The 22282-nt window shown below is 69.3% G+C and carries 17 protein-coding genes and 1 pseudogene; 5 read left to right on the top strand and 13 right to left on the bottom strand.

The features are described 5' to 3' along the window. The 4 genes from ACZ6DL_RS10140 to clpB form a co-directional block, all read right to left on the bottom strand. Nucleotides 1–810 carry an SDR family NAD(P)-dependent oxidoreductase gene (locus tag ACZ6DL_RS10140; protein ID WP_466050203.1) on the bottom strand — a complete coding sequence of 270 codons (810 nt, stop codon included), beginning with the start codon at nt 808–810 and terminating at the stop codon, nt 1–3. Nucleotides 811–826: 16 nt separating this feature from the next. Next, nucleotides 827–1795 (bottom strand): hypothetical protein, encoded by a 969-nt coding sequence (locus tag ACZ6DL_RS10135; protein ID WP_466050202.1) that lies wholly within the window; start codon nt 1793–1795, stop codon nt 827–829. 131 nt (nt 1796–1926) lie between these two features. Then, nucleotides 1927–2736, bottom strand: coding sequence for a DUF5666 domain-containing protein (locus tag ACZ6DL_RS10130; protein WP_466050201.1), 810 nt, complete (start codon nt 2734–2736; stop codon nt 1927–1929). Between the two features lie 233 nt (nt 2737–2969). After that, nucleotides 2970–5525: an ATP-dependent chaperone ClpB gene (gene clpB, locus ACZ6DL_RS10125; protein WP_466050200.1), complete on the bottom strand. Its 2556-nt coding sequence runs from the start codon at nt 5523–5525 to the stop codon at nt 2970–2972. Nucleotides 5526–5864: 339 nt separating this feature from the next. Between clpB and ACZ6DL_RS10120 the strand changes: the two genes are divergently transcribed. The 4 genes from ACZ6DL_RS10120 to ACZ6DL_RS10105 all read left to right on the top strand — a co-directional run bounded on the left by ACZ6DL_RS10120 (nt 5865) and on the right by ACZ6DL_RS10105 (nt 9983). Continuing rightward, the gene (locus tag ACZ6DL_RS10120; RefSeq protein WP_466050199.1) at nt 5865–6800 is read left to right on the top strand and encodes an NADP-dependent oxidoreductase; all 936 of its coding nucleotides are present in this window, start codon (nt 5865–5867) and stop codon (nt 6798–6800) included. A 63-nt stretch (nt 6801–6863) separates the two neighbouring features. Further along, nucleotides 6864–7736 carry an LLM class flavin-dependent oxidoreductase gene (locus ACZ6DL_RS10115; RefSeq protein WP_466050198.1) on the top strand — a complete coding sequence of 291 codons (873 nt, stop codon included), beginning with the start codon at nt 6864–6866 and terminating at the stop codon, nt 7734–7736. Nucleotides 7737–8034: 298 nt separating this feature from the next. Beyond that, nucleotides 8035–9192: a globin domain-containing protein gene (locus ACZ6DL_RS10110; RefSeq protein ID WP_466050197.1), complete on the top strand. Its 1158-nt coding sequence runs from the start codon at nt 8035–8037 to the stop codon at nt 9190–9192. A 29-nt stretch (nt 9193–9221) separates the two neighbouring features. Further along, nucleotides 9222–9983, top strand: a complete 762-nt coding sequence (locus ACZ6DL_RS10105; protein WP_040870758.1) for an FAD-binding oxidoreductase — start codon at nt 9222–9224, stop codon at nt 9981–9983. 198 nt (nt 9984–10181) lie between these two features. Here ACZ6DL_RS10105 and ACZ6DL_RS10100 read toward each other — a convergent pair whose 3' ends face one another. The 5 genes from ACZ6DL_RS10100 to dnaK all read right to left on the bottom strand — a co-directional run bounded on the left by ACZ6DL_RS10100 (nt 10182) and on the right by dnaK (nt 15995). Next, nucleotides 10182–11351: a globin domain-containing protein gene (locus ACZ6DL_RS10100; protein WP_357034949.1), complete on the bottom strand. Its 1170-nt coding sequence runs from the start codon at nt 11349–11351 to the stop codon at nt 10182–10184. Between the two features lie 533 nt (nt 11352–11884). Next, nucleotides 11885–12301, bottom strand: a complete 417-nt coding sequence (locus ACZ6DL_RS10095) for a heat shock protein transcriptional repressor HspR (RefSeq protein ID WP_040870761.1) — start codon at nt 12299–12301, stop codon at nt 11885–11887. Further along, entirely contained in the window at nt 12301–13464 is a 1164-nt protein-coding gene (dnaJ, locus tag ACZ6DL_RS10090; protein WP_466050196.1) for a molecular chaperone DnaJ, read from the bottom strand. The genes ACZ6DL_RS10095 and dnaJ overlap by 1 nt, the downstream gene beginning before the upstream one ends. A gap of 21 nt (nt 13465–13485) precedes the next feature. Then, nucleotides 13486–14148: a nucleotide exchange factor GrpE gene (gene grpE, locus ACZ6DL_RS10085; RefSeq protein WP_396983059.1), complete on the bottom strand. Its 663-nt coding sequence runs from the start codon at nt 14146–14148 to the stop codon at nt 13486–13488. After that, the gene (dnaK, locus tag ACZ6DL_RS10080) at nt 14145–15995 is read right to left on the bottom strand and encodes a molecular chaperone DnaK (RefSeq protein ID WP_040870766.1); all 1851 of its coding nucleotides are present in this window, start codon (nt 15993–15995) and stop codon (nt 14145–14147) included. The genes grpE and dnaK overlap by 4 nt, the downstream gene beginning before the upstream one ends. A gap of 421 nt (nt 15996–16416) precedes the next feature. Between dnaK and ACZ6DL_RS10075 the strand changes: the two genes are divergently transcribed. Continuing rightward, complete coding sequence (locus ACZ6DL_RS10075; protein WP_466050195.1) at nt 16417–17580, top strand: zinc-binding dehydrogenase; 1164 nt, start codon at nt 16417–16419, stop codon at nt 17578–17580. An 8-nt stretch (nt 17581–17588) separates the two neighbouring features. Here ACZ6DL_RS10075 and ACZ6DL_RS10070 read toward each other — a convergent pair whose 3' ends face one another. From ACZ6DL_RS10070 to ACZ6DL_RS10055, 4 genes and pseudogenes are all read right to left on the bottom strand, one after another. Continuing rightward, a complete protein-coding gene (locus tag ACZ6DL_RS10070; protein ID WP_062977595.1) occupies nt 17589–18233 on the bottom strand; it encodes an HhH-GDP family DNA glycosylase in 645 nt (214 codons plus the stop codon). A 120-nt stretch (nt 18234–18353) separates the two neighbouring features. Continuing rightward, complete coding sequence (locus tag ACZ6DL_RS10065) at nt 18354–19907, bottom strand: dynamin family protein (RefSeq protein WP_466050194.1); 1554 nt, start codon at nt 19905–19907, stop codon at nt 18354–18356. Beyond that, complete coding sequence (locus ACZ6DL_RS10060) at nt 19904–21766, bottom strand: dynamin family protein (protein ID WP_466050193.1); 1863 nt, start codon at nt 21764–21766, stop codon at nt 19904–19906. The genes ACZ6DL_RS10065 and ACZ6DL_RS10060 overlap by 4 nt, the downstream gene beginning before the upstream one ends. Before the next feature lie 37 nt (nt 21767–21803). Beyond that, nucleotides 21804–22282, bottom strand: a pseudogene (locus ACZ6DL_RS10055) (hypothetical protein); the annotation flags it as partial.

Genomic DNA, 22282 nt, shown 5'->3' with positions numbered 1-22282 from the left:
TCAAGTCCTTCCGCGTGCGTTGAACAGCCCGCGATTGAGCCGGGCCCCCAGGGTTCGCGGGATCGCTCCGGCGAGGGTGGTGAGCGCTTTGTACTGCATTCCGGGCACGCTGAGCACCCGGCCCTTCTCCAGATCACGCAGTGAGCCGGCGACTACCTGCTCGACGCTCAGCCACAACGCTTCGGGCAGCGAGGACATCTCGATGCCTGCTCGCTGATGGAATTCCGTGCGGACGAATCCCGGGCACAGGGCTTGGACCCGGACTCCGGTCCCGGCCAATCCCCCTGCCAACCCTTCCGTGAAGGATACGACGTAGGCCTTCGACGCCGAATACGTCGACCCTCGTCCGGGGATCAGTCCCGCCACGCTGGCCACGTTGACGACGCAACCGTTCGCCGCCGCGATCATCGACGGCAGCGCGGCCCTGGTGAGCAGCACCACGGCGGTGACGTTGACGTCCAGTTGCGCCTGCAACTGCTCGGGCGGCAGCGTCCAGAACTCGCCGGAGTGCGCGAAACCGGCGTTGTTGACCAGGAATTCGACGCCCTCGGTCAGCCGCGCCGCGACCTGTTCGCGGTCCTCGGCCCTGGCCAGATCGACGACGAGGAGCTGCGATCGGGTGCCGAAGCGGTGCTCCACCTCGGTCGCGAGGGCCGTGAGACGCCCCTCGTCCCGGGCTGCCAGCACCAGGTCGTAACCGAGCGAGGCCAGGCGGGTCGCGTAACCGCGGCCGATACCCGAGGTCGGTCCGGTGATCAAGGCCACCGGGCGGGTGGCGCCGGGCAGCCTGGGGTGTGGATGCTCGGTCATGTGGGCGCGTGGCCGGTCACTTCGGCACAGGTCCCTGGTAGGGCCGGAATCCGGGATGGAACGGTCCGCCGGGCGGGTCGGCGGGCCGCTGCCGCGACTCGGGATCGGTCCGGCCCTCGGCGTCGCGCTCCTCGCGCGGCCGCGCCTTCTCGTCCTCGCGCCCGCGGGCGCGGGTATTCGGCACGACGGCGAGCGAGGGGCGGCGCGCCGGTTCCTGCCCCGGCTCGTCCGCGGGCTCGTCGGCGTAGGAGTCGTCGTCCGACAGCTCGTCGTCATCGGCCTCGGCGCGCGGCCGGTCGTCGGCGTCGTCCTCGCGCCGGCGTTCACGGGGGCGCGGACGGCCCGGATCGTGTCCGCCGCCGTCGAAGCGCGGCTCGCTGACCGGCGGCAGTACGTGCAGCAGGCCGGACAGGCGCAGCACCGCGTCGATCGCGCTTTCCCAGTCCTTCGGAGTAGTGCCCACCAGCAGCATGCCCAGCGTCCAGTTGCCCTCGCTCCAGAGCATCTGCACGGTGTCCGGCAGATTCTCGATGAAGGCGACCATGCGCTGATCCACGGCGTGCCTGGCGATTTCGGGGTTGGTGGCGAAGACCACGCGGTCGCCGATCGCGCCGAGCAGCTCCAGATCGTGGTCCTTGGGCGGTGCGGCCGTCTTCAACCGCATGTCCACGTCGATGTCAGAGCCGATCTGGCGGCGCACCGCGACCAGCGTCGCGGAATCCTCCAGATCGAACAGCACGAACTTCTCGCCCTTGCGGATGCCGGAGACCACGTCGACCGCGGAGAGATAGCCCAATTTGGCCAGCGCGCCGCGGCGCCACGTGGATGGCAGCGCGGGTTCCACGGACACGTAGGTATAGCCCTGCGACTTCGCCCAGACCTGTCGCGCGTGACCGGTCCGCTGCCGCTGGAGCCGATCGAAATACAGCAGCACGATCGCGCCCACGAGCGCGATCGCCGCCAACCCGAACCACATTGCCGTCATCGACGCCTAGCCTAATAGTCCCGGCCGGACATGGTCCGTCATTACCCCCGCGCCGGGCCGAGCGAAAGAGGAGCGGGCGCCGATCCGCGGGTGCACGCGCGGCGCCGCGCACCGGAGGCGGCCGGGGCGGTTCATCGTCCGCCGCCGGGCAGCGAGGTACCGATGATGATCTTGGCCTGGATCGATCCGTCCGGGCCCTTGTCGCCCTGGATCATGACGAGCTCACCAGGGGCCAGATCGGACACCGCGGTGCCCGACAGCGCGATCACCTGGGTGCTCGCGTCCGTGCGCACCGTGATGGTGTTGCCCATCACCGAACTGACCGTCAGGGTGCCCCCGTCGTTGGCGGTGATGGTGCCCACCGTCGCGCCGAGTCCGTCGACGTCGCCGAGGCCGGGCACGCTGGGCAGCCCGCTCGGCGGGGTCGGCTGCGCGCTCCTGGTTCCCGGCGCCGGCTTCGTCGTGACGCGCGCCGTCGTGGCCGCCGCTGTGTCGGCCGAACCGGAATCGCCGCTGCCCAGCAGCACGCCCGCGACCACCCCGATGGCTCCGATCAGCAACACCACGCCGAGGCCGAGGGCGATCCACAGGCCGGTGTTGCGCCGCGGCGGCTGCGGCGGCCCCGGCGGCGGTCCGCCACCGGGCGGCATCGCGCCACCGGGCGGCCCCGCCGGGCCCGGCCACCGATCGCCGCCGCTGTCCGGATAGGCGGCCCACTGGGCGTCGTAGGCGGGGAACTCGCGCGTCGCGTTGGTGCCCGGCGGCCCCCACGCTCCGTAATGCTCCGTCGGGGGATATTCCGACGGCGCGGCGGTGCCGTACGCATCGAGGTACTCCGTGGTGTGCGCGGGGTCCCCGTATCCGGACTTGCCCGGCGGACCCAGGTGTTCGGTCGGCGCATCCTCCGGCCGCTGTCCCCAGGGATCGTTCGGGTTGGTCATGCGTTCCAGCGTAGGCTTTGTTCGCGCACTCGCGCCCGCACCCGCTGAACCGGTGTGCCCTCCGGAAGACCCACGCCGGAGCCCGATCCCTTGCCCGCGAGGCGGCCGTCGATCTACTCCGGCCGGTGTCGCGACCCTGCCTGGTCGATGAAACATGCTGTGCGCGAACGGAGTTGCGCAGTGGTCATCGAACGGGCCTCGCCCCGAGCGCTGCCCGGAGCGAGGCCGCTCGCTCACCGTCCGACGATCAGGCCGTCCCCGTCGGGGCTGACGCTCACCTTGACGCTGTCGCCGTCGGCCACCTCGCCCGCGAGCAGTTCCTTGGCCAGGGAGTCGCCGATGGCCTGCTGGATCAGCCTGCGCAGCGGACGCGCGCCGTAGGCGGGGTCGTAGCCGCGCACGGCGAGCCAGAACCGGGCCGAATCGCTGACGTCCAGCTTCAGCCTGCGCTGCGCCAGCCGTTTCTGCAGCTGCTCGAGCTGGATGTCGACGATGTGCTCGAGCTGCTCCTCGTCGAGGGCGTGGAACATCACGACGTCGTCGAGGCGGTTGAGGAACTCCGGCTTGAAGGCCGAACGCACCGCGTTCATGACGAACTCGCGATCACCGCCCGAACCCAGGTTCGAGGTCAGGATGAGGATGGTGTTGCGGAAGTCCACCGTGCGGCCCTGGCCGTCGGTGAGCCTGCCCTCGTCGAGCACCTGAAGCAGGATGTCGAACACGTCCGGGTGCGCCTTCTCGATCTCGTCGAACAGCACCACCGTGTAAGGCCTGCGCCGCACCGCCTCGGTGAGCTGACCGCCCTGGTCGTAACCGACGTAGCCGGGCGGGGCGCCGACCAGCCGGGCCACCGAGTGCTTCTCGCTGTACTCGCTCATGTCGATGCGGACCATGGCGCGCTCGTCGTCGAACAGGAAGTCCGCCAACGACTTCGCCAGCTCGGTCTTACCGACGCCGGTCGGGCCGATGAACATGAACGAGCCGGTCGGGCGGTTCGGATCGGCGACACCCGCGCGGGCCCGGCGCACCGCGTCGGACACCGCCTGCACCGCCTCGGTCTGACCGACCACGCGGCGGCCCAGCTCCTCCTCCATGCGCAGCAGCTTCTGCGTCTCCCCTTCCAGCATCCGGCCCACCGGGATGCCGGTCCACGAGGACACCACCTCGGCGATGTCGTCCGGGCCGACCTCCTCCTTGAGCATGACCTCGCCGTCTCCGGCTGTGGCGGAGGTCTTCTCGGCTTCGTCGAGTTGCTTCTCCAGCGCCGGGATGCGGCCGTAGCGCAGTTCGGCCGCCTTGCCCAGGTCGCCGTCGCGCTCGGCGCGCTCGGATTCGCCGCGCAGCGCTTCGAGTTCCTCCTTGAGCGTGCGCACCTGGTCGATCGCGTTCTTCTCGTTCTGCCAGCGGGTGGTCAGCTGGTTGAGCTTCTCCCGGTCGTCGGCGAGTTCGGCACGCAGTTTCTCCAGCCGCTGCTTGGATGCCTCGTCGGTCTCCTTGGCCAGGGCGACCTCCTCGATCTCCAGCCTGCGCACCGCGCGCTCCACCTCATCGATCTCCACCGGACGGGAGTCGATCTCCATGCGCAACCGCGAGGCCGACTCGTCGACCAGGTCGATCGCCTTGTCCGGCAGGAACCGGGAGGTGATGTAGCGGTCCGACAGCGTGGCGGCGGCGACCAGGGCGGAGTCGGTGATGCGCACGCCGTGGTGCACTTCGTAGCGATCCTTGATGCCGCGCAGGATGCCGATGGTGTCCTCCACCGACGGCTCCCCGACCAGCACCTGCTGGAAGCGCCGCTCCAGGGCCGCGTCCTTCTCGATGTGCTTGCGGTATTCGTCCAGCGTCGTCGCGCCGACCAGCCGCAACTCGCCGCGAGCCAGCATCGGCTTGATCATGTTGCCCGCGTCCATCGCCGATTCGCCGGTCGCGCCCGCGCCGACGATGGTGTGCAGCTCATCGATGAACGTGATGATCTGGCCCGCGCTGTTCTTGATGTCCTCCAGCACGGCCTTGAGCCGCTCCTCGAATTCGCCGCGGTACTTCGCGCCCGCGACCATCGCGCCGAGGTCGAGCGCCACCACGGACTTGCCGCGCAGCGACTCCGGGACATCGCCCGCCACGATGCGCTGGGCAAGGCCCTCGACGATCGCCGTCTTGCCGACGCCCGGCTCGCCGATCAGCACCGGGTTGTTCTTGGTGCGCCTGCTCAAGACCTGCACCACCCGGCGGATCTCGGTGTCCCGGCCGATCACCGGGTCGAGTTTGCCGGAGCGGGCGGCTTCGGTGAGATCGGTGGAGTACTTCTCCAGCGCTTGGTAGCTGCCTTCCGGATCAGGGCTGGTCACCCGGGCGCTGCCGCGGACCGCGGTGAACGCCGAACGCAGCGCGTCGGCGGTGGCGCCGTACTTGGTGAGCAGCATGGTCACGTCGGAGTCGCCCGCGGCGAGACCGACCATCACGTGCTCGGTGGAGACGTACTCGTCGCCGAGTTCGGTGGCCAGGCGCTGCGCGGCGGTGATCGCGGCGAGCGCCTCGCGGCCCAGCGGCGGTGTGGTGGTGGCGCCGGTCGCCCGCGGCAGCCGGTCCACCAGGTCCTGTGCCTCGCGTCGAACGGTCGCCGGATCCGTTCCGACGGCCTTCAGCAAGGGCGCGGCGATGCCGTCGGTCTGGTCCAGCAACGCCACCAGCAAGTGCGCCGGACGGATCTCCGGGTTGCCCGCGGCGGAGGCCGCCTGCAGGGCGGCGGTGAGCGCCGCCTGAGTCTTGGTGGTGGGATTGAACGAGTCCACGAGTCACCTTCCTACTAGTCGATTCGCACGACGCCGAGCGCGATTCCGGTGCGACCGAAGCACTCGCTTCGTCTCGCCCGCTCGTCTACCGGCTCGCCGCCGTTCCTTACCGTCCAACGTCGGAAAGGTTGAGCCTGTTCCGCTCAAGTTCGAATTTTTCGGCGCGCCCGCCCGTCACCGGGGATCGGATCGAACGCTACGCCCCGACACCGGCGAAAGCGACGCCCCGCCGACACCGCCGATGCGGTGATTCCGCACGTCGGCGGGGTTCGGATGCCTACGATGACCTCGGCCGTCACTTGTTGCATCACTCTTCACCCCGAATCAAGGAGCGAATGGATGCGCGCGATCGTGGTACGGAAGTTCGGAGCGACGCCGGAACTGGCCGAGATGCCGATGCCCGAACCCGGACCCGGAGCCGTGCGGGTCCAACTCCAGGCGGCCGGGGTGAACCCCTTCGACCGAAAAGTGGCCTCCGGGATCCTGGACGGCAGACTGCCCCACGACTTCCCGATGATCCTCGGGGTGGACGGGGCGGGCACCGTCGCCACGATCGGCGCGGGCGTCAGCCGCTTCGCCGTCGGGGACCGGGTGGTCGGCAAGTTCCTCACACCGCCGGTGGGCCACGGCAGCTTCGCCGAGTACGCGGTGCTCCCGGAGGGCGGCACTCTGGTGCCGATCCCGCCCGGCGTGCCGACCGTCGCGGCCGCCGCGCTGCCGACCGCCGGAGTCACCGCGCAGGATCTCGTGGACGCCACGCACATCAAGCCCGGCCAGACCGTGCTGATCGTCGGCGCGACCGGCGGCGTCGGCTCCTTCCTGGTGCAACTGGCCAATATCGCGGGCGCGCACGTCATCGCGACGGCGCGCGGCGGTTCCGCCGATCAGATGACCCGGCTGGGCGCGGCCGAGACGGTGGACTACACCGCGGCCCCGGTGCGCGACCAGGTCGCCGCCGCGCATCCGGACGGCATCGACGTGCTGTTCGACCTGGTGAGCCCGCCCGAGGCGCTCGCAGAACTGACCACCCTGGTCCGCGACGGCGGCACGGTCTACTCCACCACCTTCGCCGCCGACGAGGACGCGTTGCGCGCGCGGTCGATCAACGGCGGCAATATCGAATCCCAGGGCAAAGCGCCGGAGCTGGCCAGGCTGATCCAGCGCGTCGCCGCGGGTGACGTGGTCGTGCCGATCGACGCCACCGTCCCGCTCGCGGAGGGACCCGCGGTCATCGGAGCGCCCGGCGCACGCGGCAAGACCGTGCTGGCCATCTGAGCCGTACCGGCCCGCTGGGCCGGCCGCCCGCGAGACCCCCGGAGGTGTGCGCTGATCACCCGAGTGCCCCAATTCGGCCTGTTCCTGATCCCGGAGGCCGAGGACTTCCGCAGGCTCGCCGAGCTGAGTGTGTACGCCGAAGTATCCGGGCTCGACCTGATCGGCATCCAGGACCACCCCTACCAGCGCCGTTTCCTGGACACCTGGACCCTGATCACCACTCTGGTCGCGCGGACCGAGCGGATCACCTTCTTCCCGGACGTGGCGAACCTGCCGCTGCGCCACCCCGCGCTGCTCGCGAAATCGGTGGCCTCGCTCGACATCATCAGCGACGGCCGGATCCAGCTCGGCCTCGGCGCGGGCGCGTTCTGGGACGCTGTGGCCGGGATGGGCGGACCGCGCAGAACCGGTGGCGAAGCGGTGCGCGCCCTCGGCGAGGCGATCGCGGTCATCCGCGCCCTGTGGAGCGACGCGCGATCGGTCCGGGTGTCCGGATCCTTCTACTCCCTCGCGGGCGCGCATCCCGGTCCCCGTCCGCGGCACGATCCCGGCATCTGGCTCGGCGCGCGGGGCCCGCGCATGCTCGAGCTCACCGGACGCGCCGCCGACGGCTGGGTGCCGTCGGCCGCGTGGGCGCCGCCGGAGTTCCTCGCCGACGCGGGCAAGCGGATCGATGACGCCGCCGCCGCGGCGGACCGGGACCCACTGGCGGTGCGGCGGGTGTTGAACGTGTCCGGGACCATCACCGCGGACGGAACCGACCGCGGCTTCCTGGAGGGTCCTGCCGCGCGATGGGTCGACGATCTCCTGGTTCTGCACCGTGACCAGCGGATCGACGGATTCGTCTTCTGGCCGACCGAGGGGGAACCGGTCGAGCAGATCCGTCGTTATACCGAGCAGGTCGTGCCCGCGGTTCGGGCCGGCGCCGGGTCGTGACCGGCGTCTGCTCGGCGGGGACGGGCCGCGAAGCCGCGGTGCCGTCCGTCCGTGGCTCCGGTTACCGAAGGGTCAGCAACATCTACCGTTTGCCCACCGATTACCGTTTGGCCGGGTCCTACGGCACCGACGGTCGCGGCCGGAGGTAGTTCGTCTCCAGCCCGTGCCCGGCCGGAGCGAAGGCGAAGGTATGCCTATACCCACACGACCACGGCATTTTCGGGGATACTTGTCGGCGGGAGACCGCCGGTAACGGGTATGTCCCCGGGCAGAACTGAGGGAAAGGAAGCTCCACGTCGTGGATGCGCGTTCGGCTGCGCTGGTCCGCGCCAATTTTCGTTCGGTGATCGAGTCACCGAATGGACCCGAGCGGTTGGTCAGTGCGTTCTACGGACATTTGTTCGCCGAGAATCCCCGGCTGCGCGAATTGTTCCCGCCCGCCATGGAGATGCAGGCCAAGCGCATCGCCACGGCCATCCAGTACGTGCTCGATCACCTGGAGGACTGGGACCGGGCACAGAAATTCCTGGAGCAACTCGCCCGCGACCATCGCAAGTACGGCGTCGAGGCCGCGCACTACGACGTGGCGGGCCGTGCGCTGCTCGCGGCGTTCCGTGCCTACAACGGCGCGGCCTGGAACCGGAGCCTGGAGGAGGGCTGGCGCGACATCACCATCCTGATCTCCGCGTCCATGGCCATCGGCGCCAACTCCGACAAGTCGCAGCCGGTGTGGGAGGCGACCGTGGTCGGCCATCGCCGCGTGCTGGAGGACCTGGCCATCGTGCGGCTGCAATCCGACGGGCCGGTGCCCTACCAGGCCGGACAGTACGTGCCGGTCACGATCCCGCAGCGGCCCAAGATGTGGCGCTATTTCTCCCCGGCCATCCCGTCCAATCCGTACGGCGAGATCGAGTTCCACGTGCGCAAGATCCGCGGCGGCTGGGTGAGCCCCGCGATCGTCAACGAGACCAGGGTCGGCGACCGCTGGCGGATCGCGGGCCCGCTCGGCGGATTGCGCGTCGACCGGGACAGCGGCCGCGACGTGCTCATGATCGGCGCGGGCACCGGCATCGCGCCGCTGCGCGCCCAGCTGATCGAGATGGGCCAGCGCGGCATCAATCCGCGCGTGCACTTCTTCATCGGGGGCCGCTATCCCTGCGATCTGTACGACGTGGAGAACATGTGGCAGCTCTCGCAGAGCAACCCGTGGCTGACCATCGTGCCGGTGTGTGAACAGAAGACCAATCCGTGGTGGTACCCGCATCCGCCGCAGGACGCACCGTACGGCATGCACCGGCGCCTGATCGGTAATCTAGGCGCCGTCGTCGCGAGCTTCGGCGCGTGGGCGGACCGCCAGATCCAGATCGCCGGATCGGCCCGGATGATCGCGGATACCCAGCGCGCGCTCATCGCGGTCGGCACGCCGGAGCAGAACATCAGCTGCGACCCTGTGTAACGAAGGAGGCCCCGTTGGGGGATCCGAGCATGCTCGGTAACGGTCATGAAGCGCCGGAGTGGACCTCGACCGTGGTCGGCCATCATCGGCTCCGGCACGATCTCGCGGTGATCCGCCTGATCGGCGAGTTCGTGCCGTTCGCCGCCGGGCAATCGGTCGAGGTGCGAGTTCCGCAGCACCCCGGCGTGCGCCGCAGGTTCTCCCCCGCGCTGCCGCCCTCGCTGGACGGCAAGCTGGAGTTCCACGTGCGCACGGTGCCGGGCGGCTGGTGCAGCGCCGCCATCGTCGCCGACACGCAGCCGGGCGACGAGTGGCGAATCGGCGCTCCGGCAGGCGGGTTCTGGGTCGACCCGGACGGCGACGAGGTAGTCATGATCGCCGGCGGCACGGGATTGGCGCCGATGCGCGCCCAGATCCTGGAACTGGCGCGCAAGCCTTCCCCGCCGCCGACCTACCTCTTCGTCGGCGGGCGCTCCCCCCGCGACCTGTACGCCTCGGACATGCTCTTCCTGCTGGCCGCCGAATTGCCCTGGCTCACCGTCATCCCCGTGGTGGAAAGCCTGGAGGACCCGCACTGGGTCGACGAGTGGTACGAGCAGTCCCGGGTCGACATCGGCTTCTCACCCGACGACCTGCTCTACGGCACGCTCGCCGAAGTCCTCGGCTCGCACGGCGCCTTCCGCGAGCACCAAGTGCTGGTCTGCGGCTCCCCCGCCATGGTCCAGACCACGGTCGACCGCCTCCTGGAAACCGGAACACCCCCGGAGCGCATCCAATTCGAGGGCCTCTGACCGGTCGCTGGGCCATTCGCAGGGCACACCGCGAGTAGTCCAAGCGGCACCGCAACGACAGAACTCCAAGTCGTGCCATCACCATCGCACGCGCCCGGCGCACCTCGACTCCCGGTTTCGAGCGAGGCGAGATCGAGCATGCTGGAAAAACCAACACAGGGCCGCGAACACCCAGCGCCGCAGGCGCTGGCAATCAACTCAGTACAGCGGGTCGTGGCGGATGTTTTTCGCCAGGGTTCCCGCTGCCATGAGGCGGAACTTGGTGGTCTGCACCATCGACGGTGAACCGACGATCTGAACATCGCGGTCGGACCAGGCGCCGAAGCTCGCGACGACCTTGCCGATCTGGCCGGTCACGCGGGGTTCCAGGCCGGGCCATGTGGTGCGCGGCTCGTCGGGTTCCGCGTACCACCACGGGTTTTCGTCGTGTTCGCTCACCGGCGTGACGGTGAGCCAGCGGTTGGCCATCGCCAGCTTGCTCAACGTCTCCAGGTCGTAGAGGTCGCACGGGTGGTGCCCGCCGACGAACAGATGCACCTTCGGATTGGTCCGCCGCATCGCCATCGACATCAGCTGGGCGCGCAGCGGCGCGATCCCGGTGCCGCAGCCGACCATCAGCATCTTGCGTTTGGTGTTGCGCGGAACGCCGAGGCCGCCGAGCGGTGAGCCCAGCAGCCACTGGTCGCCGACGACGGTCTGGCCGACGATGGCCGAGCTGACCCAGCCACCCAGCACACTGCGGACGTGGAACTCGATCTCACCGTTGGTGTTCGCGGGCACGGCGGGCGAGAGATAGCGCCACATGCGCGGCCGCGAGGGGATCTGCACGCTCAGGTACTGACCCGCGGCGTAGCGCATCGGCTGGTCCAGTTGCAGCCGGACGACGACGAGGTTGCGCAGCACCTCGCGGCGCTCGATCACCGTGCCGGTCCACGCCGACGGCGTGGTCTCCTTCTCCGCCGCGCCGATCATGGTGTCGGCGATGATCTTCAGGCCCTCGTCCCAGGCCCGGTCGACCTCGTCGGTCCACATCTCGGTCCCTGCGAACACCTTGACGGCGGTCTTCAGCGCGGTGGACACGGCGGCGTAGTGCGCGGGCTGCACGCCGTATTTGCGGTGATCCCTACCGAGTTGGGCCAGGAAGGGCAGTAGCTTGTCGGGCTCTTCCAATCGGTCCAGCGCGTAGGAGATCGCCTTGACCAGGCGATCGCGCTGGGAGTCCATCGCGGCGGGAAAGAAATCGCGGACGTGCGGGTAGTCGGTGAACAAGATCGCGTAGAACGATCTCGCCAGTTTCTCCGGCCCCCCATCCTCCGCAGCAACCGCCTTGAAAGTTGTTCTGATCAAAGCGACAGCGCGTGAATCCATTGATGTCACAACCCCATTTCGCACTCGTTCACGAACCTTGCCGGCGAGTGAGGTGCTGCGGGGCCACTCGACAGCAGCCGACGGAAAGGAGTGTAGGCGAGGTTTGCCAGCAACGGAATCTTTCGAAGGAACACCACGCGTGTAATTTCGTCGAAACGAGGATATTCAGCGAGACACGCCACAGAAACCGACTGCAAGACCGTAGATCTGACGCGAAATCAGTCATATGCACACTGAAAAGTTAAGGGGCACTTAGTCGATTTCGTCCCGATTGGTCTGTTCTAGCGACATCGGGGCAACATGAAGACCCTCGGCCGAGTACCAAACCGGGCAAACCGCACCGTTTCCGTACACATATCTATGGTAGAAACGCCCAGTTGATTCGACAACGAAATGAACTCCGCCGCACGACTTCCGTCGAACATGCCCTGGTTTACCCTCAGCAAATTATTGGCGGCAGCGGCGGTGAAACGACGACGGCCCCGGACTCCGATCGCGATGTGCGATCGAGGCCGGGGCCGTCGTCGTGCCGGTTATCGTCTGCGCTGACCGTCCTCGCGACGGTGCCGTGGCTGCCAGACGACCAGCGCGGTACTGCGTTGCGGGGCGAGGTCGGGACGGTATCCGGCCCGCGTTCGCTCCAGCTCGGCCGACAGTTCCGCGACCTGCTGCCGCAGCTCCTCCACCTGATTGGTCAGCTCGATGATGCGCTTGATGCCCGCGAGGTTGACGCCCTCGTCCTGGGACAACCGCTGCACCTCGCGCAGCAGCTCCACGTCCCGGGCCGAGTAGCGCCGACCGCCGCCCGAAGTACGTTGCGGCGTGACCAGTCCCAGACGGTCATACGTGCGCAGTGTCTGCGCGTGCATGCCGGCCAGCTGGGCCGCCACCGAGATCATGAAGAACTCGGCCCGCGACCCGCCGGACGCGTTCTTCGGTTCCGAGGACATCACGCACCTGCCCATCCCGCACGTGGATCGAAGCCACCGGCCCGCTCCGCCTCCTGGTAGCGCTCGAGCGCCTCGACGGCTTCGCGGTCCAGCTTTTGCGGGACCGCGACCTTCACCGTCACCAGCAGGTCACCCGCGCCGCCGCCGCGCTTGGGCACACCGCGGCCGCGTACCCGCAGGGTGCGGCCGTCGGCGGTACCCGGAGGCACCTTGACGCCGACCCGGCCGTCCAGGGTGGGCACCGAAACCGTGGTGCCGAGCACCAATTCACTGTAACTGACCGGAAGCACCAGGGTCAGGTCGTCGCCGTTGCGGCCGAAGACCTTGTCCTGGTTGACGTGGACGGTGACATAGAGGTCGCCCGAGGGCGCCCCGCGCAGTCCCGCCTCGCCTTGACCGGCCAGCCGGATCCGTTGCCCGTCACCGACTCCAGGGGGAATCCGCACCGTGATCGTGCGCGTGCGGTTCTGGATGCCGCTGCCGTGGCAGTCGACGCATGGATCGTCGATGATTGATCCGCTGCCCCGGCACTCGTCGCACGGCTCGCTGAAGCCGAACGCGCCCTGGTTGCGGCTGACGATGCCGGTTCCGTTGCAGATCGGGCAGACCCGCGGGCTCGTGCCCGGTTTCGCGCCGCTGCCGTGACACGTGGTGCACGGCGACGGGCTGGTCATCCGCAGTGGAACCGTGACACCCTGGGCCGCCTCCCGGAAACCGAGCGTCGTCTCGGTCTCCACGTCGGAGCCGCGCCGGGGGCGGCTCGATGACGTCCGCGTGCCGCCGCCTCGGTTGAACAGACCGCCGAGCAGGTCACCGAGGCCACCGTCGCCGGCGCCGCCGCCGCCGAAGATGTCCCCGATGTTGAACTCCTGCGAGAAGCCGCCCCCCGCAGCGGATCCGAACCCACCGCGACCGTAGCCGCCACCCGCGAAGAGCTTGCGAGTGTCGTCGTACTCCTTGCGCTTGGCCGGATCCGACAGCACCGCGTGCGCCTCGCTGACGGCCTTGAACCGCTCCTCGGCTTTGTTGTCACCGGGGTTGGCGTCCGGATGCAAGTCACGCGCGAGCTTGCGATAGGCCTTCTTGATCTCGTCCTGCGAGGCGCTGGAGGAAACACCCAGCTCCTTGTAGAAGTCCTTTTCGATCCACTCCCGTTGGCTCACCGAGCATCTCCTCCTCTCGCATCATTGGTCGTTCGCGCCGGCATCATCATCCGATGCCTCTTCGGTCGGCTGTTCGGCGTTTTCCGTCAGATCGGCCACGCCGTCGGTTACCCCGACGAGTGCGTGCCGAAGCACCCTATCGCCGAAGCGATAGCCTTTGCGCATCACAATGCCGATCACCGGATCGTGGCCGGAGCCCTCGTGCTGCACGGCCTCGTGCAGGGTCGGATCGAAGGGCTCACCCTCCGAACCGAACTCCTCGAGACCCTGCTTGTGCAGCGCGGTCGACAGCTTGTCGGCCACCGACTTCAGCGGACCGGAATCGAGGTCGCCGTGCGCCCGCGCGCGATCGAGATCGTCGAGCACGCCGAGCAGTTCGGTCACCACCGACGCCTTGGCGGAATCGATCGTGGCCTTGCGGTCGCGCTCGACCCGGCGCCGATAGTTGGCGTACTCCGCGGTCAGCCGCTGCAGGTCGGCGGTGCGCTCGGCGAGCTCACCGCTGATGGCGTCGGCCAGCGCGTCGCCGCCGTTGCCGTTCTCCGCACCGTTGCCCGCCTCCGGGGCCTGCGCGGCCGCGGCGCCGTTGTCCGCGGCCGGCTGCCTGATCTCACCGGTCTCCGGATCGATCTTCCGGTTGTCGACGAAGGTGATCGGCTCCTTCTCAGAGTTGCCCTCGGTCACTTCTTCTCCGTGTCGACCGGCTCGTCCACGACCTCGGCATCCACGACCTGGTCATCGTCCTGCGCGCTGCTCGACGCGCCGTTGCCCTGCGCCGCGGCGTCCGCGGCGGAGGCCTCGTAGATGGCCTGGCCGAGGGCCTGCGACTCGGTCGCCAGCTTCTCGACGGCCGCCTTGACCGCCGCGATGTCGGTGCCCTTGAGGGCCTCGTTCGCCTCGGCGATGGCCGCCTCGACCTTGGACTTGACGTCCGCGGGGACCTTGTCCTCGTTCTCCTTGATGAACTTCTCGGTCTGGTGCACCAGCGACTCGGCCTGGTTGCGGGTCTCGGCCTCCTCGCGGCGGGCCTTGTCCTCGGCAGCGTGCGCCTCGGCGTCCTTGACCATCCGGTCGATCTCCTCCTTGGACAAGCCGGAGCCGTCCTGGATCTTGATCGTGTTCTCCTTGCCGGTGCCCTTGTCCTTCGCGGTGACGTGCACGATGCCGTTGGCGTCGATATCGAAGGTGACCTCGATCTGCGGCACGCCGCGCGGGGCCGGCGGGATGCCGGTCAGCTCGAAGGAGCCGAGCAGCTTGTTGTGCGAGGCGATCTCGCGCTCACCCTGGAACACCTGGATCTGCACCGACGGCTGGTTGTCGTCGGCGGTGGTGAAGGTCTCCGAGCGCTTGGTGGGGATGGTGGTGTTGCGCTCGATGAGCTTCGTCATCACGCCGCCCTTGGTCTCGATGCCCAGCGACAGCGGGGTCACGTCGAGCAGCAGGACGTCCTTGACCTCACCCTTGAGCACACCGGCCTGCAGGGCGGCGCCGACGGCGACGACCTCGTCCGGGTTCACGCCCTTGTTGGGCTCCTTGCCGCCGGTCAGTTCCTTGACCAGATCGGAGACGGCGGGCATACGGGTGGAGCCGCCGACGAGCACCACGTGGTCGATGTCGGACACCTTGATGCCCGCGTCCTTGATCACGGACTGGAACGGCGCGCGGGTGCGGTCGAGCAGGTCCGAGGTGATCTTCTGGAACTCGGCGCGGGTCAGCTGCTCGTCGAGGAACAGCGGGTTCTTGTCCGCGTCGACGGTGATGTAGGGCAGGTTGATCGAGGTGCTCTGCGAGGAGCTCAGTTCGATCTTGGCCTTCTCGGCGGCCTCACGCAGCCGCTGCATGGCCATCTTGTCCTTGGTCAGGTCGATGCCCGAGCTGGCCTTGAACTTGTCGACCAGCCACTGCACGACCCGCTCGTCCCAGTCGTCACCACCGAGGTGGTTGTCGCCGGAGGTGGCGCGGACCTCGACGACGCCCTCGCCGATTTCCAGCAGCGAGACGTCGAAGGTGCCGCCACCGAGGTCGAAGACCAGGATGGTCTGCTCCTTGTCGCCCTTGTCCAGGCCGTAGGCCAGCGCCGCCGCGGTGGGCTCGTTGACGATGCGCAGGACGTTCAGGCCCGCGATCTGGCCCGCTTCCTTCGTGGCCTGCCGCTGGGCGTCCTCGAAGTAGGCGGGCACGGTGATGACCGCGTCGGTGATCTCCTCACCGAGGTAGGACTCCGCGTCGCGCTTCAGCTTCATCAGCGTGCGCGCGCTGATCTCCTGCGGCGTGTACTTCTTGCCATCGATCTCGACGGTCCAGTCGGTGCCGATGTGCCGCTTGACGGAGCGAATGGTGCGGTCGACGTTGGTGACGGCCTGGTTCTTGGCCGGCTGGCCGACCAGCACCTCGCCGTTCTTCGCGAACGCGACGATCGACGGGGTGGTGCGCGATCCTTCCGAGTTGGCGACGACGACCGGTTCGCCGCCTTCGAGAACGGCGACGACCGAGTTCGTGGTCCCGAGGTCGATTCCGACCGCACGAGCCATTGTGGTTCCTCCTAGTTGACGTACCAATGTGTGTCGGTGCCGGGCGAAAACCGCCCTGCGACGTCCGATGAAGGACGCCGCGAGACCTCGCCCCTAGCACCTCACGGAGCACGGCCCCAGCAACACTGAGCGTGGTCGGCTCAATCCTGCCTCGCCGGAGTTCCGGAGTCAACCGAAACTTGAGCCATGCACACTCAATCTTGTCGAAAAGCTCAACGGGCGGCTCCGGGAATTAATTCCCGGACGACCACCGCAGTGTGTGACCTGCCGCACAGCAGGGGTCATCGAGGCATTCGCTGTCTTCGGTCCGCGAGGCCCTCCACCGCCGTGCACCGAGCACAGTCACGGCGCGCCCGCGCGCAGTAGGGTGACGGCGGGTGGCCGGGTCGGCCGCCGTGCGCCGTCGATCCGAGGAGCCGCCATGAGGGCCGCCGTCGTCACCGCCGCCGAGTTCGAGGTCGCGGAGCTGCCCACGCCCCGACCGGGCGCCGGTCAACTGCTGATCGACGTGTCGCGCTGCGGCATCTGCGGCTCGGACCTGCATGCCCGCACCCACGCCGACGAACTGTCCGACTTGGCCGTGGCCACGGGATACGAGCACTTCATGCGTTCGGATCAGAGCGTGGTGCTCGGCCACGAATTCAGCGGGACGGTTGTCGATTACGGCCCGGACTGCCGCAGGAGATGGCGGACGGGGACACCGGTGGTGGCGCTTCCGATCGTCCGGCACGGCGGGCAGCCTCACCTGGTAGGGCTGTCGACCGCGGCGCCGGGCGGCTACGCCGAGCAGGTGGTGGTCCAGGAATCGATGACCATGCCCGTGCCCAACGGCTTGTCCGCGGAACACGCCGCGCTGACCGAACCCATGGCGGTGGCCTGGCACGCGGTGCGCAGAGGCCGCGTCGGGAAGGGGCAGACGGCCTTCGTGATCGGCTGCGGGCCGATCGGCCTCGCGGTGATCAGCATGCTGAAGGCCGCGGGCGTGCGCACCGTGGTCGCCAGCGACTTCTCGCCACGCCGGCGAGAACTCGCCACAGCCTGCGGCGCCGATGTGGTGGTGGACCCGGCGACGGAATCGCCCTGGACGGCCGCTCCGAAGAAGGGCCGGATCAACGGCGTCACCGACATACTCGCTCTCGGCTTCGACGCCATGGACCGCTTGCGGCGGGTCCCCAACCTGCCGTGGTGGTACGTCTTCCGGCTGGCCCACACGCTGAACAAAGGGCCGACCGGGCCGGTGATCTTCGAGTGCGTCGGCGTGCCCGGCATCATCGACCAGATCCTGGCGGCCGCACCGCCGCTGTCACGCGTGGTGGTGGTCGGGGTGTGCATGGAAACCGACCGCTTCCATCCCGCGATGGCGATCAACAAGGAGATCGAGCTGCGCTTCGTGCTCGGCTACGACCCCGGCGAGTTCCGCGACACCTTGCACATGCTCGCCGAGGGCAAGGTCGACCCCGGCCCGCTGATCACCGGGACCGTCGGGCTGGAAGGCGTGGCCGATGCTTTCACCGCCCTCGGCAACCCGGAGCGGCACGCGAAGATCCTGATCGATCCGCGCGCTTCCGGCGCCGCCCTGATCTGAGGACGCGCTCAGGGCGCGGCGGCGAGAACTTCGTCGGCGATCTTCTCGTCCAGCGTCACCCGCACCAAGGCGGCGGCGAGTTCCGCCGTGTGATGATCCGGCGCCAGCCGCGCCAGCCGGTCGGGATCCTCCGGCAACTGCACGCGCTTGGCGCCGCGCAAGGCCCGTTCGTCGAAATGCGGCCGGACCCAGGTCCAGATGTCCTGGATCTCGCGCAGGAAGATATGCGCCCCGGTCGGGCCGATGCCGTCGAACTCTTGGAGCAGATCCGCGGCTCGCTCGGGGTCGTTGTCCGCCTTCTTCGCCAGTTCCCGCAGGTCACCTTGGTAGCGGTCGAGCAAGCGCGTGGCGTTGTGGTGCAGCCTGGTGGCGGTGCTCTCGTCGTAGCGGCGATAGTTCGCCCGCCCCAGGGCGTCGACCAGTTCCTGCCACTCCGCGTCGGCCACCCGGTGCGGCGTCCGGTAGCCGCTGCTGATCAGCTCTCGCGTGGCCCCGATGGCGATATCGGCGGAAATGCGGGTGCTGAGCAGTTGGGAAAGCATGAGCAACTGGAAGAGCGCGGCCGGTTTGTCATCGAGCGTGATACCCGCTTCCTCGGCATATCCCGTGCCCGCGCGGACGAGCAATTCGTGTACGACGTCCTCTTGGCTCATCGTTACCTCCTCTCGCTACCAAGGCGCATACCCGGACCCGCGGCGACTACACCGCTCACCGGCGGCGGAATGCGCCCGTCCCCGCAGGTCACGGCGCTTCGGAGGGCGGCGGTCAGCGGCTCATTCCGGCAGCACGCTCAAGGTGCCTTCCGCACTGCGGGCGGCGGTCAGGCAGGCCGTGGCGGTGAACTGGTCGGCCAGGGGGTGGCGCGCCCGGGCGCGCCATTTCCGGACCGCGGCCACCGCTTGTGCGCGCTGGGCGGGGAACGGCGCGTCGGACGGGAGGCCCAGACGCAGGTGGGGTGCGATTCCCGAGCCGCCGATGAGGCGATGCAGTTCGGCGAGATCGTCGGCGGGCAGCGCCAATTCGTCGGTGCGCAGGCGGCCGAGCAGACGCAGCTCGGCGAAACCGTGCACGTCCGCGAGCAAGGTGCGCACCCTGGGCAGCAGGCGATCGGCCGAGGTGCCACGGTAGGCGGTCAGCACCCGGGCCAGCGCGGTGAGCGCGGAATGCGCTTTGAGCTGGTCGGCGCGCTGACCGAACTGCACGTCGAGCACCGAGCGCAGTTCGTCCACTCCGCTGCGGCTGGTCAATTCCTCGGCCAGCGTGGCCGAATCGCGCACGCCGAGCCGGATCAGCGTGACCGCCATGCGAATGCCGAACAACCCGAACCGCTCGGCAAGCTGCGCACGCAGCTCCGGCGGCACCGGGAGCGGCATGTCGGCGCGCGCGAAACGATCGGCGGAGAGCAACGCGGCGCTCAGTTCGTCGACCGGCACCCGCGCCAGCGTCTCGAACGCCGCGAACTCCTGCTGACGCAGCGTCGCCGCGGCGAACGCGAGCAGCCCGGCGACCGGGATCACGGCCTGGCACAGGCCCGTCCGTTCCAGCTCCCCGGCGAAACGCGTTGCCACATCCCGTGCCGAGTGCAGCGCGTCGATCCGGCCCGCCCCGATCTCGTCGGCCCGCGACACCACGCCGACGATGCCGAGCGGACCGGGCGCCCCCGGCCCGCCGTTGGCCACGGCGGTTCCCGCGCCCACGCGCTCGAGGAACTGCACGTCCGTCGCGTCCAGCCTGCGCAGCAGGTATACGACCGCGTCGGCGCCCGGGATGGCGATGCCCTGCTCGGTCCGCTCGTCGTCCGCGCCCGGCGTCAGCAGACGCGCGGTGCGCCGCGACACCTCGCGCGACAGCGAGGACGTGCCGGGGGTGTCGATGATCGTGGTCTGCGTGAGCGCCGCGGCGGGCCACTCGACCTCGAGATGGTCGACCTCGCGCGGGGCCGGTGCGTTCCAGTTGAGCCGGTCCAGGTCGAAGGTCAGCCCGTGCGTTCCGCTGCCGCGCCGGACCACGACGTGCGCGCGGGCGCCATCGGGGGCGTAGGCCGTCACGCTGGGCGTCGATCCGTACCGATACCAGGTGACCACCCTGGTGCACTCGGTCGCGTCGGTGGGCGCGATATCCTGTCCGACAAGCGAATTCAGCAAGGTGGATTTGCCCGCCTTGATCGAACCGGCCAGCGCGACGCGCAACGGCTGGTCCAATCGGCGGGCACAATCGGCCAGCAGGGCACGCGGGCGCGGCTCGCCCGCCAGCGCCGCCTGCGCCGCGCCGACCAGCCGATGGGCCTCGGCGACGATTCCCGGCACCGGGCCACCATCACGTCTCACGGGGCTACCGTACCGGCGGGTCCCATCGGTAGTGCGGTCTGCATGGCATCGGCGTATCGGCGCAGTTCCGCGACCACGCGCAGCTGCTGTTCCAGTTGCGCACCGCGTTCGGCGCGGCTGGTGGCGACCATGGACGCCGCCTCCTGCGCGGCCCGCAGCGACTCGTCGATCGAGCGCAGACTGCGTTCGGCGACGCCGGCGTAGTGGTCGCGCAACGCGCGGTGGATGCGGTGCAGCCGGTCCTTCGACTCCTTGCCCGCCTGGAACGCCACGTCGTCCACGAAGCGGCGCACCGCCGCCTTCGCCTCGTTGCGCCGCTTGGCCAGCCTGGCCTGCTTGTCGTCCCGGAAAGCCTTGCCGCCCACGATCAGTCCCGCGCCGATGGAGATCGGGTTGAGCATGGCCAGTCCGGCGAAGGTGCTGGCCAGCCCGACCATGAGCACGCCGCCATAGGAGCCGCGCATGCCGACGAGCAGCTTGCTGCCGAAACCGATGTCGGGTTCCAGATCTGCGAGCGTGCCGGAGAGGGCGCGGCCGGAGTCGGCTCCGGCGCCGGGGCGCACGTCCGGCAGGTCGACGGCGCCGAGTTCGGAGAAATGTTCGGCGACGCGCTCGGCGAGTTGAACAGCCCGGGAATGGGTCCACAGCAGGTTGTCACCGAGAGCCGTGTCGACGGTGCCGGTGAGGTGTTCGGCGATGCGGTCCCAGTGCCTGCCCGGGTCGTGCTCGTCGATCCATTCCTCGGTGGTGCGGGCGAGGTTGCGCAGACGGTCGCGCAGATCGTGGTCGACGTCCCCGGCCAGGTCGGTGATGCCATCCGCGAGCGTCTGCTGCCATGCGGCGGTCCTGCGGTGCAGTTCCTCGGCCGAGGCGCGGGCGGATTGCAGCTCGCGCACCGCCGCCGCGCCCTGCGCCGGATCGCGGATCGCGACCAGCTCGCTGCCCAGCGCCAGCGCGAGATGCTCCGCCGCGGAACGGATATCGCGGGCCACGGCGGCCCGGGTAGCCAGCTGGTCGCGCGCCACGACCTGGTCGCGCAGAAACGTGTAGAGCACGCCGAAGCCGGATTCGACGCCGAGCTGCTGGTCCTGCAATCGCATCGCGTGGCTGCGCAGCAGCGACGACACCGGGATCATCGGCACGTCGAGGCGGGCCCGTGCGAGATGGTGCAGATCGGCTTCGTGCACCTGCCGCCAATGCGGGTACAGGTCGGTCTTGGTGAGCAACAGCGCGACCGTCGGGCACAGCTCCCGCACCTGCCGCAGGAATGCCAGTTCGGGCTCGGTGAGTTCGGTCGACGCGTCCGACAGCACCAGCACCGCGTCCGCGGCGGGCACCATTCCGAGCACGCCGGCCGCGTGGGCGTTGCCGTGTCCGCCGACGCCCGGGGTGTCGATCAGCACGATCCCGTCGGCCAGCAGCGCGTTGGGTATCTGGACCTCGAGGCGCACGATCCGCCGCCCCTGCGCGAGCGGTGAGCGCTGATCGATCGCGCCGATCTCCGCGATCGGCACCGCCACCCTGGTCTCCGCGCCGCTGGAATCGCCGTGCGCCGCGAGCACCAGCTCCGCGCGCGGCTCAGCGCCGTGCGCGAGCAGCATCGGCACCGTGGTGGTGGCGTCGTCGCCCACCGGGCAGAGGTCCAGGTTCAGCAGCGCGTTGACGAAACGGCTCTTGCCCTGGTCCAGCTGTCCGGCGACGACGATGCGCCTGCGCGGGTCACGAACCCGGTCGGCCGCCACTTCCAGGCGGCCGACCAGATCGTTGCGGCCCGCGGCACGGGCCGCCGCGATGGTTTCACCGAGTACCGAGAGCAGCGGTACCGCCGGTGGAGTGGCGTTCGGCGCGGGCGTCCCCATCGCGGTATGGACCTCTTTTCGTATTACCGGGCAACTGTCAGTGCAGGAATGTATCGCCACCCAGGTCGGCGCCCGCCGATCCACTGAACTCCGTGCTCGCGTGGCTCTCTCCGAACAGGCCCGCGTCGGTGTCGCCGCTGCTGTCCAGGCCCGACCCGAAGGCGCTCGACACATCCAGCGAGGACCAGGTGTGCGCGGTCGAGCCGACACTGCCGCCGAGACCCGCGCCGGTGTCCACCGCGCCGTGCGCCGCCCCGCTCGCCGAACCCGCCATTCCGGCGCCCGCGTCTGCCGCGCCGCCGACGGCCGACTGCGCGGTACCGCCGAGACCAGCCGTGGCGTCGAGGCCCGAGGACGCGTGCGAGCCTATACCGCTGTCCAGGCTCGAACCGACGTGCGCACCCGCACTCGACGCGCCCTCGAGACCGCTCGACAGGCCCCCGCCCACGTTTCCTGCCGCGCCGAGGCCGGTGGACAGACCGTTCTCCAAGCCCGCGCCCGCGTTTCCTGCCGCAC

Source organism: Nocardia sp. NPDC041819, assembly GCF_055590505.1.
This window is presented reverse-complemented; position numbering and strand designations above follow the sequence as displayed.

Bases quoted from the DNA above. Each gene is read 5' to 3' on its own strand.
- ACZ6DL_RS10140 (WP_466050203.1), bottom strand. From the start codon at position 810: ATGACCGAGCATCCACACCCCAGGCTGCCCGGCGCCACCCGCCCGGTG.
- ACZ6DL_RS10135 (WP_466050202.1), bottom strand. From the start codon at position 1,795: ATGACGGCAATGTGGTTCGGGTTGGCGGCGATCGCGCTCGTGGGCGCG.
- ACZ6DL_RS10130 (WP_466050201.1), bottom strand. From the start codon at position 2,736: ATGACCAACCCGAACGATCCCTGGGGACAGCGGCCGGAGGATGCGCCG.
- ACZ6DL_RS10120 (WP_466050199.1), top strand. From the start codon at position 5,865: ATGCGCGCGATCGTGGTACGGAAGTTCGGAGCGACGCCGGAACTGGCC.
- ACZ6DL_RS10105 (WP_040870758.1), top strand. From the start codon at position 9,222: ATGCTCGGTAACGGTCATGAAGCGCCGGAGTGGACCTCGACCGTGGTC.
- ACZ6DL_RS10100 (WP_357034949.1), bottom strand. From the start codon at position 11,351: ATGGATTCACGCGCTGTCGCTTTGATCAGAACAACTTTCAAGGCGGTT.
- ACZ6DL_RS10095 (WP_040870761.1), bottom strand. From the start codon at position 12,301: ATGTCCTCGGAACCGAAGAACGCGTCCGGCGGGTCGCGGGCCGAGTTC.
- dnaK (WP_040870766.1), bottom strand. From the start codon at position 15,995: ATGGCTCGTGCGGTCGGAATCGACCTCGGGACCACGAACTCGGTCGTC.
- ACZ6DL_RS10075 (WP_466050195.1), top strand. From the start codon at position 16,417: ATGAGGGCCGCCGTCGTCACCGCCGCCGAGTTCGAGGTCGCGGAGCTG.
- ACZ6DL_RS10070 (WP_062977595.1), bottom strand. From the start codon at position 18,233: ATGAGCCAAGAGGACGTCGTACACGAATTGCTCGTCCGCGCGGGCACG.
- ACZ6DL_RS10060 (WP_466050193.1), bottom strand. From the start codon at position 21,766: ATGGGGACGCCCGCGCCGAACGCCACTCCACCGGCGGTACCGCTGCTC.